The 21,110-nt window shown below is 68.7% G+C and carries 23 protein-coding genes; 14 read left to right on the top strand and 9 right to left on the bottom strand.

Translation table 11 applies throughout. The annotated features are described in order from the left end of the window. Positions 1-48 precede the first annotated feature (48 nt). Positions 49-1,566: a helicase HerA-like domain-containing protein gene (locus AC3IS2_RS14360; protein ID WP_489198459.1), complete on the top strand. Its 1,518-nt coding sequence runs from the start codon at positions 49-51 to the stop codon at positions 1,564-1,566. 29 nt (positions 1,567-1,595) lie between these two features. On the opposite strand, the gene AC3IS2_RS14355 is transcribed toward AC3IS2_RS14360, so the two are convergent. From AC3IS2_RS14355 to timA, 3 genes are all read right to left on the bottom strand, one after another. Then, positions 1,596-1,892 carry a hypothetical protein gene (locus tag AC3IS2_RS14355; RefSeq protein ID WP_489200162.1) on the bottom strand — a complete coding sequence of 99 codons (297 nt, stop codon included), beginning with the start codon at positions 1,890-1,892 and terminating at the stop codon, positions 1,596-1,598. Between the two features lie 211 nt (positions 1,893-2,103). Next, complete coding sequence (locus AC3IS2_RS14350) at positions 2,104-3,237, bottom strand: MltA domain-containing protein (protein ID WP_489198458.1); 1,134 nt, start codon at positions 3,235-3,237, stop codon at positions 2,104-2,106. Beyond that, the gene (timA, locus tag AC3IS2_RS14345; RefSeq protein WP_489200161.1) at positions 3,237-3,851 is read right to left on the bottom strand and encodes a TIM44-related membrane protein TimA; all 615 of its coding nucleotides are present in this window, start codon (positions 3,849-3,851) and stop codon (positions 3,237-3,239) included. The genes AC3IS2_RS14350 and timA overlap by 1 nt, the downstream gene beginning before the upstream one ends. A 224-nt stretch (positions 3,852-4,075) precedes the next feature. On the opposite strand from timA, the gene secB reads away from it, so the two are divergent. Beyond that, positions 4,076-4,603 (top strand): protein-export chaperone SecB, encoded by a 528-nt coding sequence (secB, locus tag AC3IS2_RS14340; protein ID WP_489198457.1) that lies wholly within the window; start codon positions 4,076-4,078, stop codon positions 4,601-4,603. 107 nt (positions 4,604-4,710) lie between these two features. Next, a complete protein-coding gene (locus AC3IS2_RS14335) occupies positions 4,711-4,998 on the top strand; it encodes a putative quinol monooxygenase (protein ID WP_489198456.1) in 288 nt (95 codons plus the stop codon). Here the strand turns inward: AC3IS2_RS14335 and dnaQ are convergent. The 5 genes from dnaQ to AC3IS2_RS14310 are packed head-to-tail and all read right to left on the bottom strand — an operon-like array spanning position 4,995 to position 8,697. Further along, the gene (gene dnaQ / locus AC3IS2_RS14330; protein WP_489198455.1) at positions 4,995-5,729 is read right to left on the bottom strand and encodes a DNA polymerase III subunit epsilon; all 735 of its coding nucleotides are present in this window, start codon (positions 5,727-5,729) and stop codon (positions 4,995-4,997) included. The two genes, AC3IS2_RS14335 and dnaQ, sit on opposite strands and share 4 nt — an antisense overlap. A gap of 43 nt (positions 5,730-5,772) precedes the next feature. Next, positions 5,773-6,387 carry a dephospho-CoA kinase gene (gene coaE / locus AC3IS2_RS14325; protein ID WP_489198454.1) on the bottom strand — a complete coding sequence of 205 codons (615 nt, stop codon included), beginning with the start codon at positions 6,385-6,387 and terminating at the stop codon, positions 5,773-5,775. Then, a complete protein-coding gene (locus AC3IS2_RS14320; RefSeq protein WP_489198453.1) occupies positions 6,384-7,244 on the bottom strand; it encodes a shikimate dehydrogenase family protein in 861 nt (286 codons plus the stop codon). Before AC3IS2_RS14320 ends, coaE begins: the two co-directional genes overlap by 4 nt. Beyond that, on the bottom strand, positions 7,241-7,840 hold the full coding sequence (locus AC3IS2_RS14315; protein WP_489200160.1) for a Maf family protein: 600 nt from the start codon (positions 7,838-7,840) through the stop codon (positions 7,241-7,243). Before AC3IS2_RS14315 ends, AC3IS2_RS14320 begins: the two co-directional genes overlap by 4 nt. Beyond that, positions 7,834-8,697 carry a pyruvate, water dikinase regulatory protein gene (locus tag AC3IS2_RS14310; RefSeq protein ID WP_489198452.1) on the bottom strand — a complete coding sequence of 288 codons (864 nt, stop codon included), beginning with the start codon at positions 8,695-8,697 and terminating at the stop codon, positions 7,834-7,836. Before AC3IS2_RS14310 ends, AC3IS2_RS14315 begins: the two co-directional genes overlap by 7 nt. A gap of 513 nt (positions 8,698-9,210) precedes the next feature. On the opposite strand from AC3IS2_RS14310, the gene hemE reads away from it, so the two are divergent. The 11 genes from hemE to AC3IS2_RS14255 all read left to right on the top strand — a co-directional run bounded on the left by hemE (position 9,211) and on the right by AC3IS2_RS14255 (position 19,853). Then, positions 9,211-10,245, top strand: a complete 1,035-nt coding sequence (gene hemE / locus AC3IS2_RS14305; RefSeq protein WP_489198451.1) for a uroporphyrinogen decarboxylase — start codon at positions 9,211-9,213, stop codon at positions 10,243-10,245. Then, positions 10,242-11,306, top strand: a complete 1,065-nt coding sequence (hemH, locus tag AC3IS2_RS14300) for a ferrochelatase (protein ID WP_489198450.1) — start codon at positions 10,242-10,244, stop codon at positions 11,304-11,306. Before hemE ends, hemH begins: the two co-directional genes overlap by 4 nt. Positions 11,307-11,324: 18 nt before the next feature. Then, positions 11,325-11,792, top strand: coding sequence for a CopD family protein (locus AC3IS2_RS14295; protein WP_489198449.1), 468 nt, complete (start codon positions 11,325-11,327; stop codon positions 11,790-11,792). A gap of 336 nt (positions 11,793-12,128) precedes the next feature. Further along, on the top strand, positions 12,129-13,616 hold the full coding sequence (gene rho / locus AC3IS2_RS14290; protein ID WP_489198448.1) for a transcription termination factor Rho: 1,488 nt from the start codon (positions 12,129-12,131) through the stop codon (positions 13,614-13,616). A gap of 87 nt (positions 13,617-13,703) precedes the next feature. Beyond that, positions 13,704-13,943 carry a DUF6489 family protein gene (locus tag AC3IS2_RS14285; protein ID WP_184267111.1) on the top strand — a complete coding sequence of 80 codons (240 nt, stop codon included), beginning with the start codon at positions 13,704-13,706 and terminating at the stop codon, positions 13,941-13,943. 4 nt (positions 13,944-13,947) lie between these two features. Beyond that, positions 13,948-15,282, top strand: a complete 1,335-nt coding sequence (gene mnmE / locus AC3IS2_RS14280; RefSeq protein WP_489198447.1) for a tRNA uridine-5-carboxymethylaminomethyl(34) synthesis GTPase MnmE — start codon at positions 13,948-13,950, stop codon at positions 15,280-15,282. 81 nt (positions 15,283-15,363) lie between these two features. Then, a complete protein-coding gene (gene mnmG / locus AC3IS2_RS14275) occupies positions 15,364-17,259 on the top strand; it encodes a tRNA uridine-5-carboxymethylaminomethyl(34) synthesis enzyme MnmG (RefSeq protein ID WP_489198446.1) in 1,896 nt (631 codons plus the stop codon). After that, positions 17,256-17,879, top strand: a complete 624-nt coding sequence (rsmG, locus tag AC3IS2_RS14270) for a 16S rRNA (guanine(527)-N(7))-methyltransferase RsmG (protein ID WP_489198445.1) — start codon at positions 17,256-17,258, stop codon at positions 17,877-17,879. Before mnmG ends, rsmG begins: the two co-directional genes overlap by 4 nt. A 19-nt stretch (positions 17,880-17,898) precedes the next feature. Next, positions 17,899-18,705, top strand: a complete 807-nt coding sequence (locus AC3IS2_RS14265) for a ParA family protein (RefSeq protein ID WP_489200159.1) — start codon at positions 17,899-17,901, stop codon at positions 18,703-18,705. Positions 18,706-18,743: 38 nt separating this feature from the next. Further along, a complete protein-coding gene (locus AC3IS2_RS14260; RefSeq protein WP_489198444.1) occupies positions 18,744-19,628 on the top strand; it encodes a ParB/RepB/Spo0J family partition protein in 885 nt (294 codons plus the stop codon). A gap of 36 nt (positions 19,629-19,664) precedes the next feature. After that, complete coding sequence (locus tag AC3IS2_RS14255; RefSeq protein ID WP_489198443.1) at positions 19,665-19,853, top strand: hypothetical protein; 189 nt, start codon at positions 19,665-19,667, stop codon at positions 19,851-19,853. A 182-nt stretch (positions 19,854-20,035) separates the two neighbouring features. On the opposite strand, the gene holA is transcribed toward AC3IS2_RS14255, so the two are convergent. After that, positions 20,036-21,088, bottom strand: a complete 1,053-nt coding sequence (gene holA / locus AC3IS2_RS14250) for a DNA polymerase III subunit delta (RefSeq protein ID WP_489198442.1) — start codon at positions 21,086-21,088, stop codon at positions 20,036-20,038. Positions 21,089-21,110 lie beyond the last annotated feature (22 nt).

Below are 21,110 nucleotides of genomic sequence, written 5' to 3'. Positions count from 1 at the left end.
CGGTCGCGGTCGGATAACCATGGCGGCGACACGCTGGAGATCGCCTGTATGACCGACGTCCCCGCCGCCCTCTTCCTCGGCCAGTCCTTCGAGGGCGCCGCTGAAAACCTGCTGTTCAAGCGCGCCAACCGCCACGGCGTCGTCGCGGGGGCCACCGGCACCGGCAAGACGGTGACGCTGCAGATCATGGCCCAGGGCTTCTCGGACGCCGGCGTCCCGGTCTTCTGCGCCGACGTGAAGGGCGACCTGTCGGGCATCAGCCAGTCCGGCAACGTCGAGAAATTCGCTGAACGCGCCGGGACCATGGGCCTGACCCTGAACGGCCGCGCCGCCCCCGTCGTCTTCTGGGACCTGTACGGCCAGAAGGGCCACCCGGTGCGCGCCACCGTCACCGACATCGGCCCCGTGCTGATGGCCCGGATGCTGGAGCTGAACGACGTGCAGGAAGGCGTGCTGACCGTCGCCTTCCACGTCGCCGACAAGGAGGGCCTGCTGCTGCTGGACCTCGAGGACCTGCGCAGCCTGCTGGCCTATGTGGCCGAGAACGCCCAGACCATCGGCCGCGAGGTCGGCAACGTCTCGCCCACCTCGGTCGCCGCCATCCAGCGCGCCCTGCTTCAGCTGGAGCAGCAGGGCGGCAAGGCCTTCTTCGGCGAACCGGCCCTGCGGCTGGAGGACATGATGCGGACCGGCCTGGACGGCCGCGGCCAGGTCAACGTCCTGGCCGCCGACCGGCTGATGAACAGCCCGCGCCTCTACGCCGCCTTCCTGCTGTGGCTGCTGTCGGAGCTGTTCGAACAGCTTCCCGAGATCGGCGACCCAGAAAAGCCGCGCCTGGTCTTCTTCTTCGACGAGGCCCACCTGCTGTTCAACGACGCGCCCAAGGCCCTGCTGGAAAAGGTCGAGCAGGTGGTGCGGCTGATCCGCTCCAAGGGGGTCGGGGTCTATTTCGTCACCCAGAACCCGGCCGACATTCCCGACAGCGTCCTGGCCCAGCTGGGCAACCGGGTGCAGCACGCCCTGCGCGCCTACACCCCGGCCGAGCAGAAGGGGCTGCGCGCCGCCTCGCAGAGCTTCCGCACCAACCCCGCCTTCGACACGGCCGAGGCCATTCAGGGCCTGGGCGTGGGCGAGGCCCTGGTCTCGACCCTGGACGAAAAGGGCGCGCCGACCGTGGTGGCGCAAACGAAGATCCGCCCGCCGGACTCGCGCCTCGGCCCCGCCACCGAAGCCGAACGCGCCGCCGTCATGAGCGCCAGCCCGGTGCGCGGCCTCTATGACGCCGTGGTCGACCGCGAGTCCGCCGAGGAAATCCTGGCCGCCCGTCAGGCCCAGGCCGACCGCATCGAGGCCGAAACCGCCAGCGCCGCCGCCGAAGCCAAGGCCGCCGAGAAGGCCGCCCGCTCGGTGCCGGCCCCGACCCGAGAGCGCGCCGCCCCGCGCCCTCGCGCCTCCAGCCGCCAGACCCCGATGGAGGCCCTGACCAAGTCCGTCCTGCGCACCGCCGGCTCGACCATCACCCGCGAACTGCTGCGCGGCGTGCTGGGCAGTTTGAAGCGACGGTAGGGAGAGTCAGCTAAGGGTGGAAAGCGGCCCTAGTGGGTAGAGAAGTTTATAACTGCAGCATCCGCAGGCAACGCGGTTGAAACCGAGACAAAGTTCCGAAACCGACCCGAGTTTATCCACACCGAGTATGAGTGCGCGGGAGCGACAGTGCACTTCAGAGAATACGTGCGCCCGTCAACCGATTGCTCCGGAACGCCTTTGCAGGCCGGAAACTCGTGGCCGTCTCTGGACACAAACGAGTAGCTTCGTTCGCGCATCGGCTGATCGAACGTTACCACAAGCGTTACTTCACCGGCTGGCACCACAGAGCCGGAAACGGGTGACATCGACACGATACGCGGTGCCGCAGGTTCGATGTTCGACTGAGTGGTCAGAACTGTGGCGATTAACAGCGCGATCATCGTGAACCTCCCGGGAGCGTCTCGGAATGAAGTTTAGACGTTGGCGTGCGGCCTGCAACTCTAAGTGATGCTCTCCCTCAGCATGGCAGAGGTGACCGTCCGCTATGGGTCGTAAGCAGACTCAGATCGCGTCGCCTCAGCCCCTCGGAACCAGCCGCCACATCCGCAGCGGATGGCGCACAGCTCCCGCTTCCTGACCCGCCGCGTCGCCGCGGCCGATGTAGAGGTCGGCGCGGACGGGGCCGCGGATGGCGGAGCCGGTGTCCAGGGCCATGACCAGGCCGCGATAGCTGGCGCGGGCGCCGATCAGATTGCCGCCGTCAGCCTCGATCCAGACGGCGTCGCCATAGGTCCAGCGCGACGGGTCCACGGCCACCGAGCGGCGGGCGGGCAGGGGGACGCCGGCGGCGCCGGTCGCCTCCTTGCCGTCGTCGGGACTGACCCCGAAGAAGATGTAGCGCGGGTTCAGGGCCATGACCCCCCGCGCCTCGGCCCCGCGACGGGCCGACAGCCAGCCGCGAATGGCGTCGCCCGAGGTTCCGTTCGGGGGCAGCAGGCCGCGCTCGGCCATCGGCCGGGCGATGCCGACGAAGGGCTTGCCGTTGTCGGCGGCGTAGGCGGCGCGCAGCCGAGCGCCGTCCGGGAAGGTCAGGGTGCCCGACCCCTGGATCTGCAGGAAGAAGAGATCCTCGGCCCGCATCCAGGCCAGGGCGGTCGACTGGGCCGATCCGGCCTCGATGGCGGCGCGGTCGCCGACTTCGGACAGGTTGGAAGGGCGGCTCAGGACCGGGGCGTCGAACTCGGCGTCGGGCGTTCGGCGGGCCGCATACTCGGGCGCGAAATAGGCCGTCAGCAGACCGGCGCGGCCGTCATCGGTGCGCGCCTCGGTCGCGACGAAGTTCGTTTCAAGAAAGGCGCGGGCGTCGCTGGGCGACGGACGTTGGCCCGCCAGGGCGCGGGCGCGATCACAGACGAGACTCGCCGCCGCCTTGGCCGGACGACAGCCGGCGACATAGGCGCCGAAGGCCGCCAGATGGTCCTCCTCGGCCCAGCCGGGCAGGGCGCTGAGGCTCAGGCCTTCGACCGGGGCGGGCGGCGCAACCGGCCCCGGTCCAGGGCGCGGCGGCGTCGTCGGAGCAACGACCGGCGGCGTCGAGGCGCAAGCCGCCGCGAACAGCAGCAGCGACAGGACGCCGACCCTCTTCGCCCCTGGCCCGGCCGCGCCCGACCGGTCGAGCGGCGGGGCGGACGGCAGGGCGGCGGCGCGCATCAGGCGCTGGCCGGCTCGACGCGGGCCAGGGCCCAGTTGGGATCGGCGGCGCCGAGGGCGCGCTCGAAGGTCCAGAGTTCGGCGGTGCGGCGCTCCTCGGTCGCGGCCTCGCCTTCGGCAGGGGTCACGACGCTGCGCATCTCGGCCAGGAAGCGGACCTTGGCGACGGCGCGGTCGTCCTTGACCGTGGCCAGCTCCAGATCGGCGCGGGGCGGATGCAGGAACTCGGCCTGCTCGCGCTCGCCGCGCGCTTCACGCGCCGCGATGCCGGCCTCGAACGAGGTCATGACCGACGGGGTCAGCAGGGGCCGCAGGGCCTCGCGGTCGCCCGAGGCGTAGCCGCGCACGATGGTCTCATAGGCCTGACGCGCGCCCTCCAGAAAGCGAGCGGGGTCGAAGGCCGGATCGCGGGCCTTCAACCCGGCGACGGCGGCGGCGGTGGCGGCGTCCACGCCCGGCGTGACGGCCGCCGGCGTCTGGCCGCCGACGGCTGCGGCCTGAGGCAGACGGGCGTCCTCCTGGGGCTGACGACCGACCTTCTTGCCCAGAACATTGTAGAGCATGAACAGCAGCACCGCGGCGACGATGGCGAACATGATGATCTGGAATTGCACGGGCACGGGCTTCACCTGATTGGCGCGCGCCCAGGGGGATCTGGCGGGCGCGCATCTGTTATGGTGAGGATTAGGGGGCGATCCCGCCGGGCGCAAGGCGAGGGCGGTCCAGAACGCGGGTCTCGCCGTTGCGGCCAATAGCCTCGCCGTGGTAGTCGCGGGCCCTTCACCCCGGGCCCGGAGCGGTCCGGCGTCCCTTGTTTTCAGACTGACGGCTTTCCTTCATGACCGACGCCACCGCCCCCGCCGACACCGCCCCCAACGGCCAGACCGAGCCGACGGAAGGCCAAGGCCAGCCCGCCGGTCCCGGCTTCCGCATCCTGGCGCAATACGTCCGCGACCTGTCCTTCGAAAACCCGCGCGCGCCGGAAAGCCTGCGCATCGAGGGCAAGCCCGCCATCGACATGGGCGTGGAAATGAACGCCGCCGGCCGCCCGGACGGCCTGTTCGAGCTGGACCTCAAGCTGTCGGTCAAGGCCACGGGCGAAGACAAGAACGCCGTGTTTCACGTGGAACTCGTCTACGGCGGCCTGTTCGCCCTGAGCGGCGTCGCCCCGCAGGACATCGAGCCCATGCTGCTGATCGAATGCCCGCGCTACCTCTTCCCCTTCGCCCGTCAGGTCATCGCCCAGGCCACCTCGGACGGCGGCTTCTACCCGCCCTTCATGGTCGACCCGATCGACTTCGCCGCCATCTACGTCGCCCGCCAGCAGCAGATCGCCAGCGGCCCGGCCGAGACCGGCCAGGCATAATTCAAGAAGACCGCTAACGCGAGGCGCGCGGCGCCTCGCTGCTTGAGCGGAAGGAAGGGGCGTCCGCGGGACGCCCCTTTTCTATGTCTAAGGGAGAGCCAGTCGCTGTGCTGAAGGTCATCGCCGAGGACTTCATCAAGCCCGAGCACGTCGAGACGGTGATGCCGCTCTATCGCGAACTGGTGCGGCTGACGCGCGAGGAGCCGCTATGCGTCGCCTATGATCTGTTCACGGATCAGCGCGCGCCCGGCCACTTCGTCTTCATCGAGGAATGGCCCGATCAAGCCGCGCTGGACGCCCATTGCGCCAGCGAACATTTCCGCCGTCTGGTCCCGCAGATCGACGCCTTTCAGGCAAAGCCCGGGACCTACATCCTGATGGACCCGGCGGTTTAGGCCGCCGCCTCGTCCTTGGCTTCGACCTCGACGGTCACGCCATAGCCGGCCCACAGGCTGTGGTCCTTCAGCGTCGCTTTCAGGAAGGCCTGATGCGCCGCCTGCTCCGCCTCGGTCGAACGGAAGGGCAGGGGGTTGGGCCGCGCGCCGTGGTCCACCGAAGCGGCCGCCGCCATGGCCTGAGGGCTGCGGGCGCTCGTCAGGTCCAGCGCTCTTTCCTTGCCGCCGCGCAGCTCCAGATAGACCTCGGCCAGCAGGCGGGAGTCGATCAGGGCGCCGTGCAGGGTGCGGTCGACCAGCGAGATCTTGAACCGCTTGCACAGGGCGTCCAGCGAGTTCGGCATGCCCGGAAAGCGCTTCTGGGCCAGCTGCAGCGTGTCGATCCACCGCTCCTGATGGGGCGGCTTCTGGCCGATGCGGCTGTATTCGAAGTCGATGAAGTTGCGGTCGAAGTTGGCGTTGTGGGCGATCAACGGGGCGTCGCCGATGAACTCCAGCAGGTCGGCCGCGATCTCGTGGAACTTGGGCGCGTCCTTGACGTGGTCGTCAGTGATGCCGTGGACCCGGATCGCGTCCGGCGGGATCAGCCGTTCGGGATTGACCAGACGGTGAAAGGTCCGGCCCGTCGGCAGCAGGTCGTGGATCTCGATGCAGCCGACTTCGATCAGACGGTCGCCCGTCTTGGGGTCGAATCCAGTGGTTTCGGTGTCGAGGACGATTTCGCGGGCCATATCCCCTTAATGGGGCAAGGCGAGCCGAGACGAAAGAGCCGGCTCAGCCGCGACGCGGCGGCGTCCACGACGGCGCCAGGACTGTCCCCACGATTTCGCGCACCTGATCCCGCGCCGCCTCCAGCCCTCCCCCGGTGTCGACCAGAAAATCGGCGCGGCGGCGTTTCTCGGCGTCGGGCGTCTGGCGGGCCAGAATGGCGTCCAGACGTTCGCGAGTCATGCCGGGGCGGGCCAGGACCCGCGTCGCCTGCACCTCGGGATCGGCCGTGACCACGACCACCGCGTCCACGAAGGCATCGCTGCCGGTCTCGAACAGCAGGGGAATGTCGAGCACGGCCAGCCGAACGCCCTCGGCCCGGGCCGCCGCCAGATCCTCGGCCCTGTCCTGCGCCACCAGCGGGTGAACGATCCGCTCCAACCGGCGGAAAGCGTCCTCGTCACGGCCCAGAGCCTCAGCCAGACGGGTGCGGTCCACGGCGCCGTCCACGACCACGCCGGGGAAGGCTTCATCCAGCGGCCCGACCGCCGCTCCGCCGCGCGCATAAAGACGATGGACGGCGGCGTCGGCGTCCCACAGCAGGGCGCCTTCGTCGGCGAACATCCGCCCCGTCGTCGACTTGCCCATGCCGATCGAGCCGGTCAGGCCGAGGATGATCATGCCGTCTTTCCCAAATGGGACTCTCCCAGATGGGCCAGCAGCAGGGCGCGCAGGTCCAGCGCCTCATCATTCAGGGGCGGCGGGCGCCGGAACAGGGCGGCAAACGAGGGCGCCGCCTGGCCGATCAGCATGGCCAGGCCGTCCACGGTCGTCAGACCTCGCGCCCGGGCCGCCGCCAGGAAGGGGGTGACGACGGGCTTGTAGGTCATGTCCATGACCACGGCCCCCGGTTTCAGCGCCGACAAATCAATGGAGGGCTGCACGCTGAGCGCGTTGATCACCAGATCAGCCTCGGCCAGAGCGGCTTCGTCGGCGACGCTGACCGACGGACCCAGATCGGCGGCCAGGGCCTCGGCCCGGTCGCGCGAACGGTTGAGGATGCGGATCTGCGCCCCCGCCTCGATCAGGGCGCCCGCGCCGGCTCTTGCAGCCCCGCCGGCGCCCAGCATGACGACGACGGCGCCCTTCAGGTTCAGCCCCGGGGCCTGTTCGGCCAGGGCGTAGAGAACCCCGACGCCGTCGGAACTGTCGGCGCGGACGCGGCCGTTGTCGAACACCAGGATGTTGGCCGAGCCGGTCGCCTGGGCCGCGTCGCTGGCCTCATCGGCCAGGGCGAAAGCCTGTTCCTTGAAGGGGGCGGTGACGTTCAGGCCCTGGATCAGACCGGCGCGGCCGGCGGCGACCAGGGCGTCGAACCCGGCGGCGTCCTTCGGCGCGAAGGGCACATAGGCGCCGTCGATGCTCCCGGCCTCCAGCCAGGCATTGTGGATGACGGGGCTGAGCGAATGGGCCACCGGCTGACCGGCGATGCCCGCCAGCAGGGCGGCGCCCGTGATGCGAGAAGGGGAGGGGCTCACGACAGGATCACTCCGGCGCGGCGCAGTTCGGCCAGCACCAGCCACAGCGGCAGACCCAGGACGGTGAAGTAGTCGCCCTCGACCGCCTCGAACAGCTGCGAGCCCAGCCCCTCCAGCCGGTAGGAGCCGACGCAGGTCAGAAGCGCCTCGCCCTCAGCCGCCAGATAGGCGTCGAGGAAGGCGTCGGAGAAGTCGCGCATCTTCATCTCGACCGTGTCGACGCCCGACCAGACCACCTGGCCGTTGCGGGCCAGGGCCGCGCCGGAATGCAGCTGATGGGTGCGCCCGCGCATGGCGATCAGGCGTTCGCGCGCCGCCTCAAGCGTCGGCGCCTTCGAAACCAGGCCGCCGTCGAAGGCCAGGGTCTGATCGGCGCCCAGGACCCAGGCCTCCGCGTCGTGGCGCGACACGGCCAGGGCCTTGGCCCGCGCCAGTTCAACCGCCAGTTCGACCGGATCGACGCCGGGGGTCTTCAGCGCGTCCTCGTCCACGTCGGCCACCTGAACCGTGAAGGGCACGCCCGCCTCGGTCAGGATGGCGCGCCGCGCCGCGCTCTTGGAGGCCAGGATCAGCCGTTCGCCGTCGTTTTTCACCAGACAGTCCCCACGCGATGCGTCCGCCGCTCGCTCAGAAGGTTGATGATGGCCGCCGCGGTCTCCTCGACCGAGCGGCGGGTCACGTCGATGGTCGGCCAGCCGCGCCGTTCGAAGGCGCGCCGCGCCTTGACCGTTTCCTCGCGCACGGCGTCGTGGTCGACATAGTCAGAGGCGTGGTGGGCGTTCAGCCCCTCCAACCGGTTGCGGCGGATCTGCACCAGCCGATCGGGCGACACCGTCAGGCCCACGACCAGAGGATTCTTCAACTGGGTCAGCCGCTCGCCGTCTTCCTGACCCGGCACCAGGGGCACGTTGGCGGCGCGGATGCCGCGATTGGCCAGATAGATGCAGGTCGGGGTCTTGGACGTCCGGCTGACGCCGCACAGAACCACGTCGGCGTGTTCCAGCTGATCCAGCGTGCCCTGGCCGTCGTCGTGGGCGATGGCGAAGTCCAGGGCGCCGATCCGGTTGAAATAGCCGTGGTCCAGGGCGTGCTGGGCGCCGACGCGGGTCGAGATATTGGTCCCCAAATAGCCCGACAGGGCCCCGACCAGGGGATCCAGCGCCCCGATCTGCGGCGTCTGCAACCGACGACAGCCTTCCTCCAGCTGTTCGCGCAGTTCACGGTCGACCAGGGTGTGCAGCACCACGCCCGGCGCCCCGGCGACTTCTTCCAGCACCCGCTCCATCTGCTTGGGCGAGCGGACCAGGGCGTAGATGTGTTCGATGGGAATGACGCCGTCGAAACGAGCGATTACCGCCTTGGCCATGGCGTTCAGGGTCTCGCCGGTCGAGTCCGAGACCAGGTGGACATGGAAATAGGTGGCCAGACGCGACGACGGGCGGGCGGGGCTCATGGCTCTGATCGTCTCCTCAACCTCAAACGCGGCGCGGATAGCGTCGGACTCTTTCCCCGTAGCCTGTGCAAAAGCCGGGGCGCCGTTCGACATCGCCTGGGCGCCGACTGGGCGCCGAATCCTCTAGCAAGCTCAAGAGGCGGTCGCGAGCGGGGATCACGGGCGCCGATTGGCGAACGGCGCCTGGAGTCGTTCATACAGGCGCCGAATTTCTATCCTCACCCGGGGATAAGGCGCCTTGTCCAGAATTGGCGCCCGGCGCCTTTCCCACAACGGCGCCCAGCTCGGACTCCCGTCACAGCGGACTCAGAGCCGGTTATCCCCACAATCAACACACCATGATCGAGGTCGCGGGATTCATTCGCGCGAAAACGGGGAGAAACCTGTCGATCGACGGTATGGCCGGATTCTATCCCCGCAGTTCAGCGCCCTGCTTCCATCCTCCAATTTCTTTCAATTCTTAAATCTGAATAGGGATTGAGGCTTGGGGGTGTGCATCCTAAAGCCCAAGGCATGAGCACTCCTCTCCTGATCCAGGCTCTCCAGGGCCAGACTACGACCCGTCCGCCCGTGTGGTTCATGCGTCAGGCGGGGCGCTACCTGCCGGAATACCGCGAGCTGCGGGCCAAGGCGCCGGACTTCATCGCCTTCTGCATGAACCCGGAAATGGCGGCCGAGGCGACGCTTCAGCCCATGCGCCGGTTCGGCTTCGACGCCGCCATCGTCTTCGCCGATATCCTGCTGATCCCGGGCGCCCTGGGACAGAAGGTCTGGTTCGAAGCCGGCGAAGGTCCGCGCCTCGGCGCCCTGCCGTCGGTGGAGTCGATGCGGGAGCTGGCCTCCGGGGCGGGGGAAGCCCTGAAGGCGGTGGGTCAGACCCTCAGCCTGGTGCGCGCTGAACTGGAGCCGGAACGGGCCCTGATCGGTTTCGCCGGCGCGCCCTGGACGGTCGCCACCTATATGCTGGACGGCGAAGCCCGCACGATCGTGAAGGGCGAGCGGGCGCAGGCCCGCACCTATGCCTATGCCGAACCGGAAAAGGTCGCGGCCCTGCTGGACGTCCTGGTCGAGGCGACCGCCCATTATCTGAAGATGCAGCAGGACGCCGGCGCTCAGGTGTTGAAGATCTTCGAGAGCTGGGCCGAGGGCCTGCCCGACGATCTGTTCGAAAGTCTGGTCCTGAAGCCTCACCAGGCGCTTGTGGCCCGCGCCCGAGCCCTGGGGGTCACTGTGCCGCTCATCGGCTTCCCAAGGGGCTCTGCGGCGCTTGCGGAGCGTTATGCGACTGAGTGCGATGTTCAGGCCGTGGCGCTGGACACCGCCTGTCCTCTGGAGGTCGGCAAACGGGTTCAGGCGATCAAGCCGATCCAGGGCGCGCTGGATCCCCTGTTGCTGCGCGCCGGCGGCCCCGCGCTGGACCGCCGCGTCGATCAACTGATGGAGGCCTGGGGCCAGGGACCGTGGATCTTCAACCTGGGCCACGGCATCCTGCCGGACGTGCCGATCGCCCATGTCGAACAGGTCCTGCGCCGGATCGGCGCCCAATGAGCCTGACCGCCGAGAACAGTCGTCCGAACCGGCGCGTGGCGGTGGTGCTGACCAATCTCGGCGGACCGGACGGACCGGACGCGGTCAAACCCTTCCTGTTCAACCTGTTCAATGACCCGGCCATCATCGGCCTGCCGGGCATCGTCCGCACGCCCCTGGCCCGGCTGATCTCTTCGCGTCGCGAGAAGGCGGCCCAGGCCAACTACGCCCTGATGGGCGGCGGCTCGCCCTTGCTGCCCGAGACGCTGAAACAGGCCGCTGCGCTTTCAGAGGCGCTGGCCGACGCCGCGCCGGGCGATGAGACCGAGGTCTTCATCGCCATGCGCTACTGGCATCCTCTGACCGAGGATACGGCGCGGGCAGTGGCGGAATTCCAGCCCGACCATGTCGTGCTTCTGCCCCTCTATCCGCAGTTCTCGACCACCACGACGGCCTCGTCGCTCAAGGCCTGGCGCGAAGCCTATCAGGGGCCGGGCGAGGTCCACGCCGTCTGCTGCTATCCCGACGCCGAGGGCTTAGTCGAGGCTCAGGCCCGGCTGATCCGTGAGACCATGGACAAGGCTGAAGGCCAGCCCGTGCGCGTGCTGTTTTCGGCCCACGGCATTCCGGAAAAGCTGGTCGCCGCCGGTGATCCCTATCAGGCCCAGGTCGAGGCCACCGTGGCCGCCGTTGTCGCCCGCATGGGTCTGACCGACTGGGCCATCTGCTATCAGAGCCGGGTCGGGCCGCTGAAATGGCTGGGTCCGGCCACGCCCGAGGCCATAGAACAGGCGGCGAAGGACGGCGTCGGCGCCGTGATCGTGCCCATCGCCTTCGTCTCCGAACACGTCGAGACCCTGGTCGAGCTGGATCTCGAATACGGCGAACTGGCCGCTTCGGTCGGCTGCGCCCCCTATCTGCGGGCGCCGGCGGTCGGCGTGGAGCCGGCCTTCATCGCCGCCTTGGCCCAGGCGGTCGAGGCCGCGCTGGAAACCTCGGGCGTGGCGCCGCAAGGCGCGTCCAAGGGGGGACCATGCGCCCACTTGAAAGCCTGTCCCGGCGGTTGTTCAAAGGCGGCCTGATCGGCCGAGGGGAGCGACATGGACTATTACAATCTCGCGCGCGGGTTCCACATCCTGGCGGTGATCGCCTGGATGGCGGGGATGCTCTTTTTGCCGCGCCTGTTCGCTTATGACGCCGAGCAGGCGAACAAGCCCGAGCCCTTGCGCGGCGAAATGCAGGCCCTGCTGCGGGTCTGGCAGACCCGACTGCTGCGCATCATCATCAATCCGGCCATGATCCTGGCCTTCATCTTCGGCGGCTGGCTGCTGTGGCTGCGCAGCGGCGAGGGCGCCGACTGGAGCTTCGCGCACCAGCCCTGGATGGCGACCAAGCTGACCGGCGTCTTCCTTCTGGCGGCCTGGCACGGCTTCCTGGCGGGGCAGAGGAAGAAGATCGCCGCCGGCACGTCGAAATATTCGGGTCGCTTCTGGCGCATGACCAACGAGATTCCCTTCCTTCTCGCCATCGTCATGGTTCTGTCCGTGACGCTGGAATGGACCTTCTAGGGCGCTAACCTCGCGACGCGGTCGCTCACTGCTTGAGCGCGCGAAGCGTCAGGCCGCGTCGGGTCGAAACCCGTAGGGCGGCGCGAAGCAGTCAAGACGGAGCCTTTTGACCGCGGCCTAGAGAAAAGGCCGTGCTTGACGGCGCCACGGGTTTCGTGGTTCCGCTGACGGCGAACCGTCCGGCGCAAGCTGCAGGGCGGTCCCTCTCTTCTCGCGACGCCTGCTGGTTCGATCCTGCGGGAGCCCGTCGCCCTCCCTCTGGCCGCAAGGCCGCGACATCGACAGACGAACCGCCCTCGACGCCCTCTCGCGTCCGAGCGCGTGAGCGAGCACGCCATGACCGACACGCCCGAAAACAACGACCAGTCCTCGGAAGTGGTTGAAACTGTTGCGGAACGTCCGCGCAAGACGCTGACCCTGGGCGGTTCGCGCGCCGTCGCCGAGCCCGCGCCGGAACCGGAAATCGAGATCGAAGCCGTCGCTGAAATCGTCAACGACGACACTGGCGTCGACACCACGGCCGACGACGAGGACGAGGACGGCGAGCCGATCGTCCCCAACGGCCGCATCACCCTGCAGGAACTGAACGAGAAGACGCCGGAAGACCTGGTCGCCTTCGCCGAGAGCCTCGAGATCGAGAACGCCGGCAACCTGCGCAAACAGGACCTGCTGTTCGTCATCCTCAAGACCCTGGCCGATGAAGAGGTCGAGATCATCGCCTCGGGCGTGCTCGAGATCCTGCCGGACGGCTTCGGCTTCCTGCGCAGCCCCGACGCCAACTATTTGCCGGGTCCGGACGATGTTTACGTCTCGCCGTCGCAGATCCGCCGCTTCGGTCTGCGGTCGGGCGACACGGTGCACGGCGCCGTGCGCGGCCCGCGTGAAGGCGAGCGCTACTTCGCTCTGCTCAAGGTCGACACGATCAACTTCGAAGATCCGGAGATGGTCAAGACCAAGGTCCTGTTCGATAACCTGACCCCGCTCTATCCCGAAGAGCGGCTGCACATGGAAATCCAGGACCCGACGCTGAAGGACCGCTCGGGCCGGGTCATCGACATCGTCGCCCCGCTCGGCAAGGGCCAGCGCTGCCTGATCGTCGCCCCGCCGCGCGTGGGCAAGACGGTCATGCTGCAGAACATCGCCAAGTCGATCGAGCGCAACCACCCGGAAGTCTTCCTGATCGTTCTGCTGATCGACGAACGCCCGGAAGAAGTCACCGACATGCAGCGCACGGTGAAGGGCGAGGTCGTCGCCTCGACCTTCGACGAACCCGCCACCCGCCACGTCGCCGTCGCCGAAATGGTGATCGAAAAGGCCAAGCGCCTGGTCGAGCACAAGAAGGACGTGGTGATCCTGCTGGACTCCATCACCCGCCTGGGCCGCGCCTACAACGCCACCGTCCCGTCGTCGGGCAAGGTGCTGACCGGCGGCGTCGACGCCAACGCCCTGCAACGGCCCAAGCGCTTCTTCGGCGCCGCGCGCAACGTGGAGCAGGGGGGCTCGCTGACCATCATCGCCACGGCCCTGATCGACACCGGCAGCCGCATGGACGAGGTCATCTTCGAAGAGTTCAAGGGCACGGGTAACTCGGAAATCGTCCTGGACCGCAAGGTCGCCGACAAGCGCATCTTCCCGGCCATCGACGTGCTCAAGTCCGGCACCCGCAAGGAAGACCTCATCACGCCGAAGGATCAGCTGGCCAAGACCTATGTCCTGCGCCGCATCCTCAACCCGATGGGGCCGCAGGACGCGATCGAATTCCTGCTCGACAAGCTGCGCCAGTCCAAGAACAACGGCGATTTCTTCCAGTCCATGAACACATAATTCCGGCCCTAGCGCCGCCCGCGCGGCGGGCGGCTGCTTGAGGGCGTGTTTCACGTGAAACACGCTCCGGTCTGAAAGGCGAACGTCATGAAGCTGAACATCGAGATCGACTGCACCCCGGCCGAGGCCCGCGCCTTTCTCGGCCTGCCCGACGTGACCGTGCTGAACGACCATCTGGTGGCCGAGATGCAGAAGCGGATGGACGCCAACATGGCCTCCCTGCAGCCGGATGAACTGATGAAGACCTGGACCAGCTTCGGCGCCCAGGCCCAGGATCAGTTCCGTCGTCTGATGGAAGCCGCCGTCACGGGCGCGCCCAAGGGCTGACGATTTGACTGCCAAGGCCGACACCATCTTCGCCCTGGCTACCCCGCCGGGGCGGGGCGCCATCGCCATCCTGCGCCTGTCCGGCCCGGGGGTGGACGTGGCGCTGACCGCGCTGGGGGCAGGGGGACTGACGCCGCGGCTGGCGGCGCTGCGCACCCTGCGCCATGACGGCGAAATGGTGGATCAGGCCCTGGTCCTGCGCTTCCCCGGCCCCAACTCCTACACCGGCGAGGACTCGGCCGAGCTGCATCTGCACGGCGGCCGGGCCGTGATCGAGGCCGTCAGCCGCGCCCTGATCGCCCTCGGGGTTCGTCCGGCCGAGCCGGGCGAGTTCACCCGTCGCGCCTTCCAGAACGGCCGCATGGACCTGGCCCAGGCCGAGGCCGTCGCCGACCTGATCGACGCCGAAACCGCAGCTCAGAAAGCTCAGGCCCTGGGCCAACTGGACGGCGCCCTCAGCGCCGCCTACGCCGGATTCCGCCGCGACCTGCTGAAAGCCCTGTCCCTGGTCGAGGCCGAGATCGACTTCCCCGACGAGGAGGTCCCGGACAATCTGGCCCGCACCGCCGGCCCGGTCCTGGATCAACTCGCCGCCGACCTGCGCGCCGCCCTGGCCGATTCCGATCGCGGACGGCGGGTGCGCGAAGGCTACCGCATCGTCCTGATCGGCGAGACCAACGCCGGCAAGTCGTCGCTGTTCAACGCCCTGACGGCGCGCGAGGCGGCTATCGTCACCCCTATCGCCGGCACCACCCGCGACGTCCTGGACGCCGAACTGATGATCGGCGGCTACGCCGTGACCCTGTCCGACACCGCCGGTCTGCGCGACAGCGACGACGTGGTTGAGGCCGAGGGCATCCGCCGCGCCCGTCTGCGGGCGCAGGAGGCGGACCTGCGGCTCTGGGTCCGGGCGCCGGGCGTGGGGCAGGGGGAGGGGATGGGCGAAGATCCCGCCGCCGCCTTCGCCCAGGCCGACGACCTGCAGATCCTGAACAAGGCCGACCTCGGCGCCGCCGCTCCGGCCTCTGGGCTTGAGGCCCTGACCGTCAGCACGACGACGGGACAGGGGCTGTCCGAGCTGCACGACTGGATCGCCGCCCGTCTGGCCCGCGACCTGTCCGGCGCCGACTTCCCGGCGGTGACGCGCGAGCGCCATCGCCGTCGTCTGGACGAGGCCCTGGCCGCGGTCGAGGCGGGGCGCCGCGCCCTCGATCTCGCGCCGGAGATGGCGGGCGACGATCTGCGCCGGGCCGCCGACGCCCTGGCCCGGGTCACCGGCGCCATCGGCGTCGAGGACATCCTGGGCGAGGTCTTCTCGACCTTCTGCATCGGCAAGTAGTCGCCGATCAGCGGTGTTTCACGTGAAACACCGACGTCGTTCCAGTGGCGATTTCGGCCGGGATAGACTATGTCCTCGGCCATGAGTTCCTCCCCCTCGACCTCTTTCGACGTCATCGTCATCGGCGGCGGCCACGCCGGCTGCGAGGCTGCGGCCGCCTCGGCGCGCGCGGGCGCCCGCACCCTGCTGCTGACCCAGAAGCTCGAAACCGTCGGCGAGATGAGCTGCAACCCGGCCATCGGCGGCCTCGGCAAGGGCCATCTGGTGCGCGAGATCGACGCCCTGGACGGCGTCATGGGCCGCCTGGCCGACGTGTCCGGCATTCAGTTCCGTCTGCTGAACCGCTCCAAGGGCGCCGCCGTGCGCGGGCCGCGCAGCCAGATCGACCGTCGCCTCTATCGCGAGGCCATGCAGGCCGAGCTGGCCCAGACGCCGAACCTGACCCTGATGGCCGGGACGGCCGAGGGCCTGATCCGGAACGGCGACCGCGTCGTCGGCGTCACGACGGGCGAGGGGACCGAGCTGCGCGCCGGGGCTGTGGTCCTGACGACCGGCACCTTCCTCAACGGCGTCATCCATCGCGGCGAGGAGCGCATCGCCGCCGGCCGTCACGGCGAGGCGCCGTCCGTCGGCCTGGCCGTCGACCTCTATGGCTCCGGCCTGATGATGGGCCGATTGAAGACCGGCACGCCCGCGCGTCTGGACGGCCGCACCATCGCCTGGGACCGGCTGGAGATGCAGGCGGCGGACGACCAGCCCGTGCCGTTCAGCTTCCTGACCGACCGGATCGAAGTGCCCCAGATCGCCTGCGGCATCACCCACACGACCGAAGACACCCACCGCATCATCGCCGAGAACCTGGGCGAGAGCGCCGTCTATGGCGGCAAGCTGTCAGGCCGCGGCCCGCGCTACTGCCCCTCGATCGAGGACAAGGTGGTCCGCTTCGCCGACAAGACCAGCCACCAGGTCTTCCTCGAGCCCGAAGGTCTGGACGATCCGACCGTCTATCCCAACGGCATTTCGACCTCGGTGTCCGACGCGACCCAACTTGCATTCCTCAAGACGATGCCCGGGCTGGAAGCCGTCGAGGTCTTTCGCTTCGGCTACGCCATCGAATACGACTATGTCGATCCGCGCGAACTGACTCCGGCGCTGGAGGTCAAGAAGCGGCCCGGCCTCTATCTGGCGGGTCAGATCAACGGCACGACCGGCTATGAGGAGGCGGGGGCCCAGGGCCTGATCGCCGGCCTCAACGCCGCCCGCGCCGCCGCCGGCTCGGACCCGATCATCCTCGGCCGCGACCAGGCCTATATCGGCGTCATGATCGACGACCTGGTGACGCGCGGCGTCACCGAGCCTTATCGCATGTTCACCAGCCGGGCCGAGTACCGCCTGACCCTGCGCGCCGACAACGCCGACGTGCGCCTGACCTCGCTCGGCATCGACGCCGGGATCGTCGGCGGCGACCGCGCCAAGGTATGGCTGGAGAAGGCGGACCAGTTGGACCGGGCGAACCGTGTTTCACGTGAAACGCAGTTCACGCCCAAGGAGGCCGGCGCGATCGGCATCAGCGTCAACGCCGACGGCCAGCGCCGCTCGATCCGCGACCTGCTGTCCTTCCCCGGCGTGACGCTGGACCAGTTTGTCGCCATCCGGCCCGAGATCGCCGACTGGGCGCCGGGCGTGCGCGAACAGGTCGAGATCGACGCCGTCTACGCCGGCTATCTGGACCGTCAGGCCTCGGAGGCCGAGGCCCTGCGCCGGGAGGAGGGGCTGACCCTGCCCGAAGGTCTCGACTACGCCGCCATCGGCGGCCTGTCGCACGAGGTGCGCGAGAAGCTGATCCTGGTCCAGCCCCGCACCCTGGGGCAGGCGGGACGGATCGAAGGCATGACCCCGGGCGCCCTGACGGCCCTGCTGGCCCATGTGAAGAAGGCGACGTCGCTCGCCGCAGAAGTCGAGACCATCGTCGCGTGAGCCTGGACCCCGTCGCCGCCTTCCGCGCCCATACCGGCGCCAGTGAAACCCAGATCGCCGATCTGACCGCTTTCCTCGGCATGCTGACCGAGGCCAACGAGGTGATGAACCTGGTCGGTCCGGATTCCATTCCGGACTTCTGGAATCGGCACGCCTGGGACAGCGCCCAGCTGCTGGCCCTGGCGCCCGATGCCCTGACCTGGGCCGATCTGGGCGCCGGCGCCGGCTTCCCCGGCGTGGTCCTGGCCATCCTGCTGAAGGACCGGCCCGAGGCTCATGTCTGGTTGATCGACAGCCTGGGCAAGCGCTGCCGGTTCCTGGACCAGGTGGTCGAGGCCCTGGATTTGCCGGCGACCGTGATCAACGGCCGGGCCGAGGAGCAGGACATCGAAGTCGACGTCGTCACCGCCCGCGCCGTGGCGCCGATGGAGAAACTGCTGGCTTATGCACAGCCTTACTTCCAGCACGGTGCACAAGGTCTGTTCCTGAAGGGGGAGAAGGCCGAAGCTGAGTTGAAAGATGCGGCCAAGGTCTGGCAGTTTAAGAGCGACCTCTCCGTCTCGCGCAGCGACCCGCGCGGACGCATCGTCCATATCCGGAGTCTTCGCCGTGTCCGCTGATCGCGAGAAACAGACCCGCGTGCATGAGACCAGAGTCCTGGCTGTCTCCAACCAGAAGGGCGGGGTGGGCAAGACCACGACCGCCATCAACCTGGGCACCGCCCTGGCCGCCATCGGCGAGAAGGTGCTGATCGTCGACATGGATCCGCAGGGCAATGCCTCGACGGGTCTGGGTGTTCCACGTGAAACACGCCGAGCGACGATCTATGACGTCATCGTCGACGGCCGTCCCATCGACCTGTCGGCGGTCGAAACCGCCGTTCCCGGCCTGTTCATCGTTCCCGCCGACGCCGACATGTCGGGGGTCGAGATCGAACTGAGCCAGGCGGATCGCCGCTCCTATCGTCTGCGCGACGCGCTGGCGGCGCAGGGCGGCAACGGCCATACGCGGTATGACTATGTCCTGATCGACTGCCCGCCGTCGCTGAACCTGCTGACGCTGAACGCCATGGCCGCCGCCGATGCGGTTCTGGTGCCGTTGCAGTGCGAGTTCTTCGCGCTGGAGGGCCTGACTCAGCTGATGCGGACCATCGACATGGTCAAGCAGAGCCTCAATCCGGCGCTGGAAATCCAGGGCCTGGTCCTGACCATGTACGACCGCCGCAACGCCCTGTCGGGGCAGGTGGCGGCCGATGTGCGCAGCCACTTCGGCGACAAGGTCTATGACAGCGTCATTCCCCGCAACGTGCGGGTGTCCGAGGCGCCGTCCTTCGGCAAGCCGGTGTTGATCTACGACCTGAAATGCACCGGCAGTCAGGCCTATCTGAAGCTGGCGCGCGAGCTTGTGGCGCGCGAACGCCAGCGTCGTCAGGCGCTCGCCGCCTGATCGGCGGCTTTCCCAGTAAGTAGAACGGAATCAGCATCTTGTCCGAACGTCAACGTGGTCTGGGCCGGGGCCTGTCGGCCCTTCTGGGAGAAAACGTCGCCGAGAGCGCGCCGGTCGACGGCGGCGTTCAGCCGACGGGCGTGCGCGCCGTGCCGATCGAGAGCCTGAAGCCCAATCCCGACCAGCCGCGCAAGCAGTTCGGCGCCGAGCATCTGGAAGAACTGACGGCCTCGATCCGCGACAAGGGGGTGCTGCAGCCCATTCTGGTGCGGGCTCAGCCCGGCGAGGACGGCGTCTGGCAGATCATCGCCGGCGAACGCCGCTGGCGCGCCGCCCAGGCCGCCCGGCTGAAATTCGTGCCCATTATCGAACGCCCGATGGACGACGTCGAGGTGATGGAGGTCGCCATCATCGAGAACGTCCAGCGCGCCGATCTGAACCCGGTCGAAGAGGCCATGGCCTATGGTTCGCTGATCTCGCGCTTCGGCCGCACCCAGGACGCCCTGGCCGGCGTGGTCGGCAAGAGCCGCAGCCACGTCGCCAACACCCTGCGCCTGCTGCAACTGCCCGACAGCGTGCTGAACCATGTCATGGAGAACCGGCTCTCGGCCGGTCACGCCCGCGCCCTGATCACCGCGCCCAACCCCGAGGCCCTGGCCGAGCAGGTCCTGTCCAAGGGTCTGAACGTGCGTCAGACCGAGGCCCTGGCCCGTCGCGCCGCCGATGGTCCCAAGGCATCGAAGGCCAAGCCGGTCCTGAGCGGGGAGGGCGCCGCCGACGTCGCCGCCCTGGAGCAGGATCTGGCCGACGCCCTGGGCCTGAAGGTCCTGCTGGCCGACAAGGGCGGTAAGGGCGAGATCACCATCAAATACGGCACCCTGGAACAGCTGGACGACCTGTGCCGCCGCCTGATGCGCGGCTGACGGGCGTTTCCGGTCAGGTCGTGCTAGGGTGCGTTCATGACTGAACCGACCGACAAGACCAGCGCCACCGAAGCCCTGAAACGCGCCCTCGCCGCCAAGAAGGCGGGCTCGCAGCCGGGCCCTGCCGGCGCCAAGGGCGGGGCGCGCGGCGCGGAAAAGACGATGCAGCGCCAAGCTGCTGCGGCGAACAAGCCCGCCTTCCGCAAGGCCTCGAAGCGGGGCTGACTGAGGCTTTCCTCCCCATTTGACGGGGAGTGGCGCGCGCTATAGCGCCGTCACGGAGGGGGCGTCTCGACGCCTACCCATAGCGTCGCCCCCTCCACCGCTACGCGGTCCCCCTCCCCACAAAGTGGGGAGGAAAGAGGGGGCCAAGCCTCAAGTAGGCCGAAGGCCGGTAGGCGCCTAAATTAAAGACCCATGCGGCGGGCGCGGGCGGCGATTTCCAGCAGCAGGCGCTCGGCGATCAGGGCCTCGGGCATGCCCGTGGTCTTGGTGGCGATGTCGGCGGTGTTGACGCTGTCCTGGACCTCGTCGAGCAGTTCCAGCCGCCAGGCGCGGGCCTGACGCAGGATCTCGGCCTCCTGTTTCCAGAAGACGCCGGCGGCCTTCGCAGCCTCCTTGGCGCCGGCGCCGGAGGCCTGCAGGACGTTGATGCGGCGCAGCTTGCCCAGATGGATGGCCGCCATGCGCACGGCCATGACAGCGCTTTCGCCCTCGGCCAGGGCGCGGCGCAGACCCGATTGCGCGGGACCGGGGCGTCCGCCGAAGGCCTGCAGCGCGGCGTCGGACAGGGAGGCGTCGGGCTCGACACCCAAGTGCTCTTCCAGTTCCGGCACGTCGATGGTGCGGCCCGAACCGGGGCCGATATAGAGGACCAGTCGCTCGATCTCCTGACGCATCAGGCCGCGTTCGCGGGGCAGGCGGGCGACGAAGCGGTCCAGGGCGTCGCCGGTCAGGCCGACCTTGTCGGCGCCCAGGGCCTCGCGCGTCATGCGGGCGACGTCGCCGACCTCGTCCTCATAACAGGCGATGCCGACGGCGCCGGGCGACTTCTCGGCGGCCTTGCGCAGGGCGGATTCGCGCCCCAGGGCCCCGGCCTCGATGACCAGCATGGCGTCGGGATTGTAGCCGCCGTCGGCGTGGATGGTCAGGGCGGCGGCGATGGCCTTGTCGACGCTGGGCTTGCCGTCCGACAGGCGGATGCGCACCAGACGCCGCCCGCCGATCATGCTCAGCGCCGTCAGGGCCTCCTCCAGCTTGACCGCGTCGCCGTCGATGTCGGCTTCGGTCAGAAAGGTGACGTTGAACGGGTCGTTCAGGTCGGGCGTGATGGCCTTGTAGAGGGTCAGGGCGCGCTCAGTGACGCCCGAGCGGTCCTTGCCGTGGATGACGGCCGCGCGAATGTTCGCGTCCGGCGCTTTCAGGAAACGGTCGACCTCGGGCCGCTTGGCCAGGATCACGCGGACATCCCCTTCAGAACAG

The sequence above is a fragment of the Brevundimonas sp. KH_025 genome (assembly GCF_057839885.1).
This window is presented reverse-complemented; position numbering and strand designations above follow the sequence as displayed.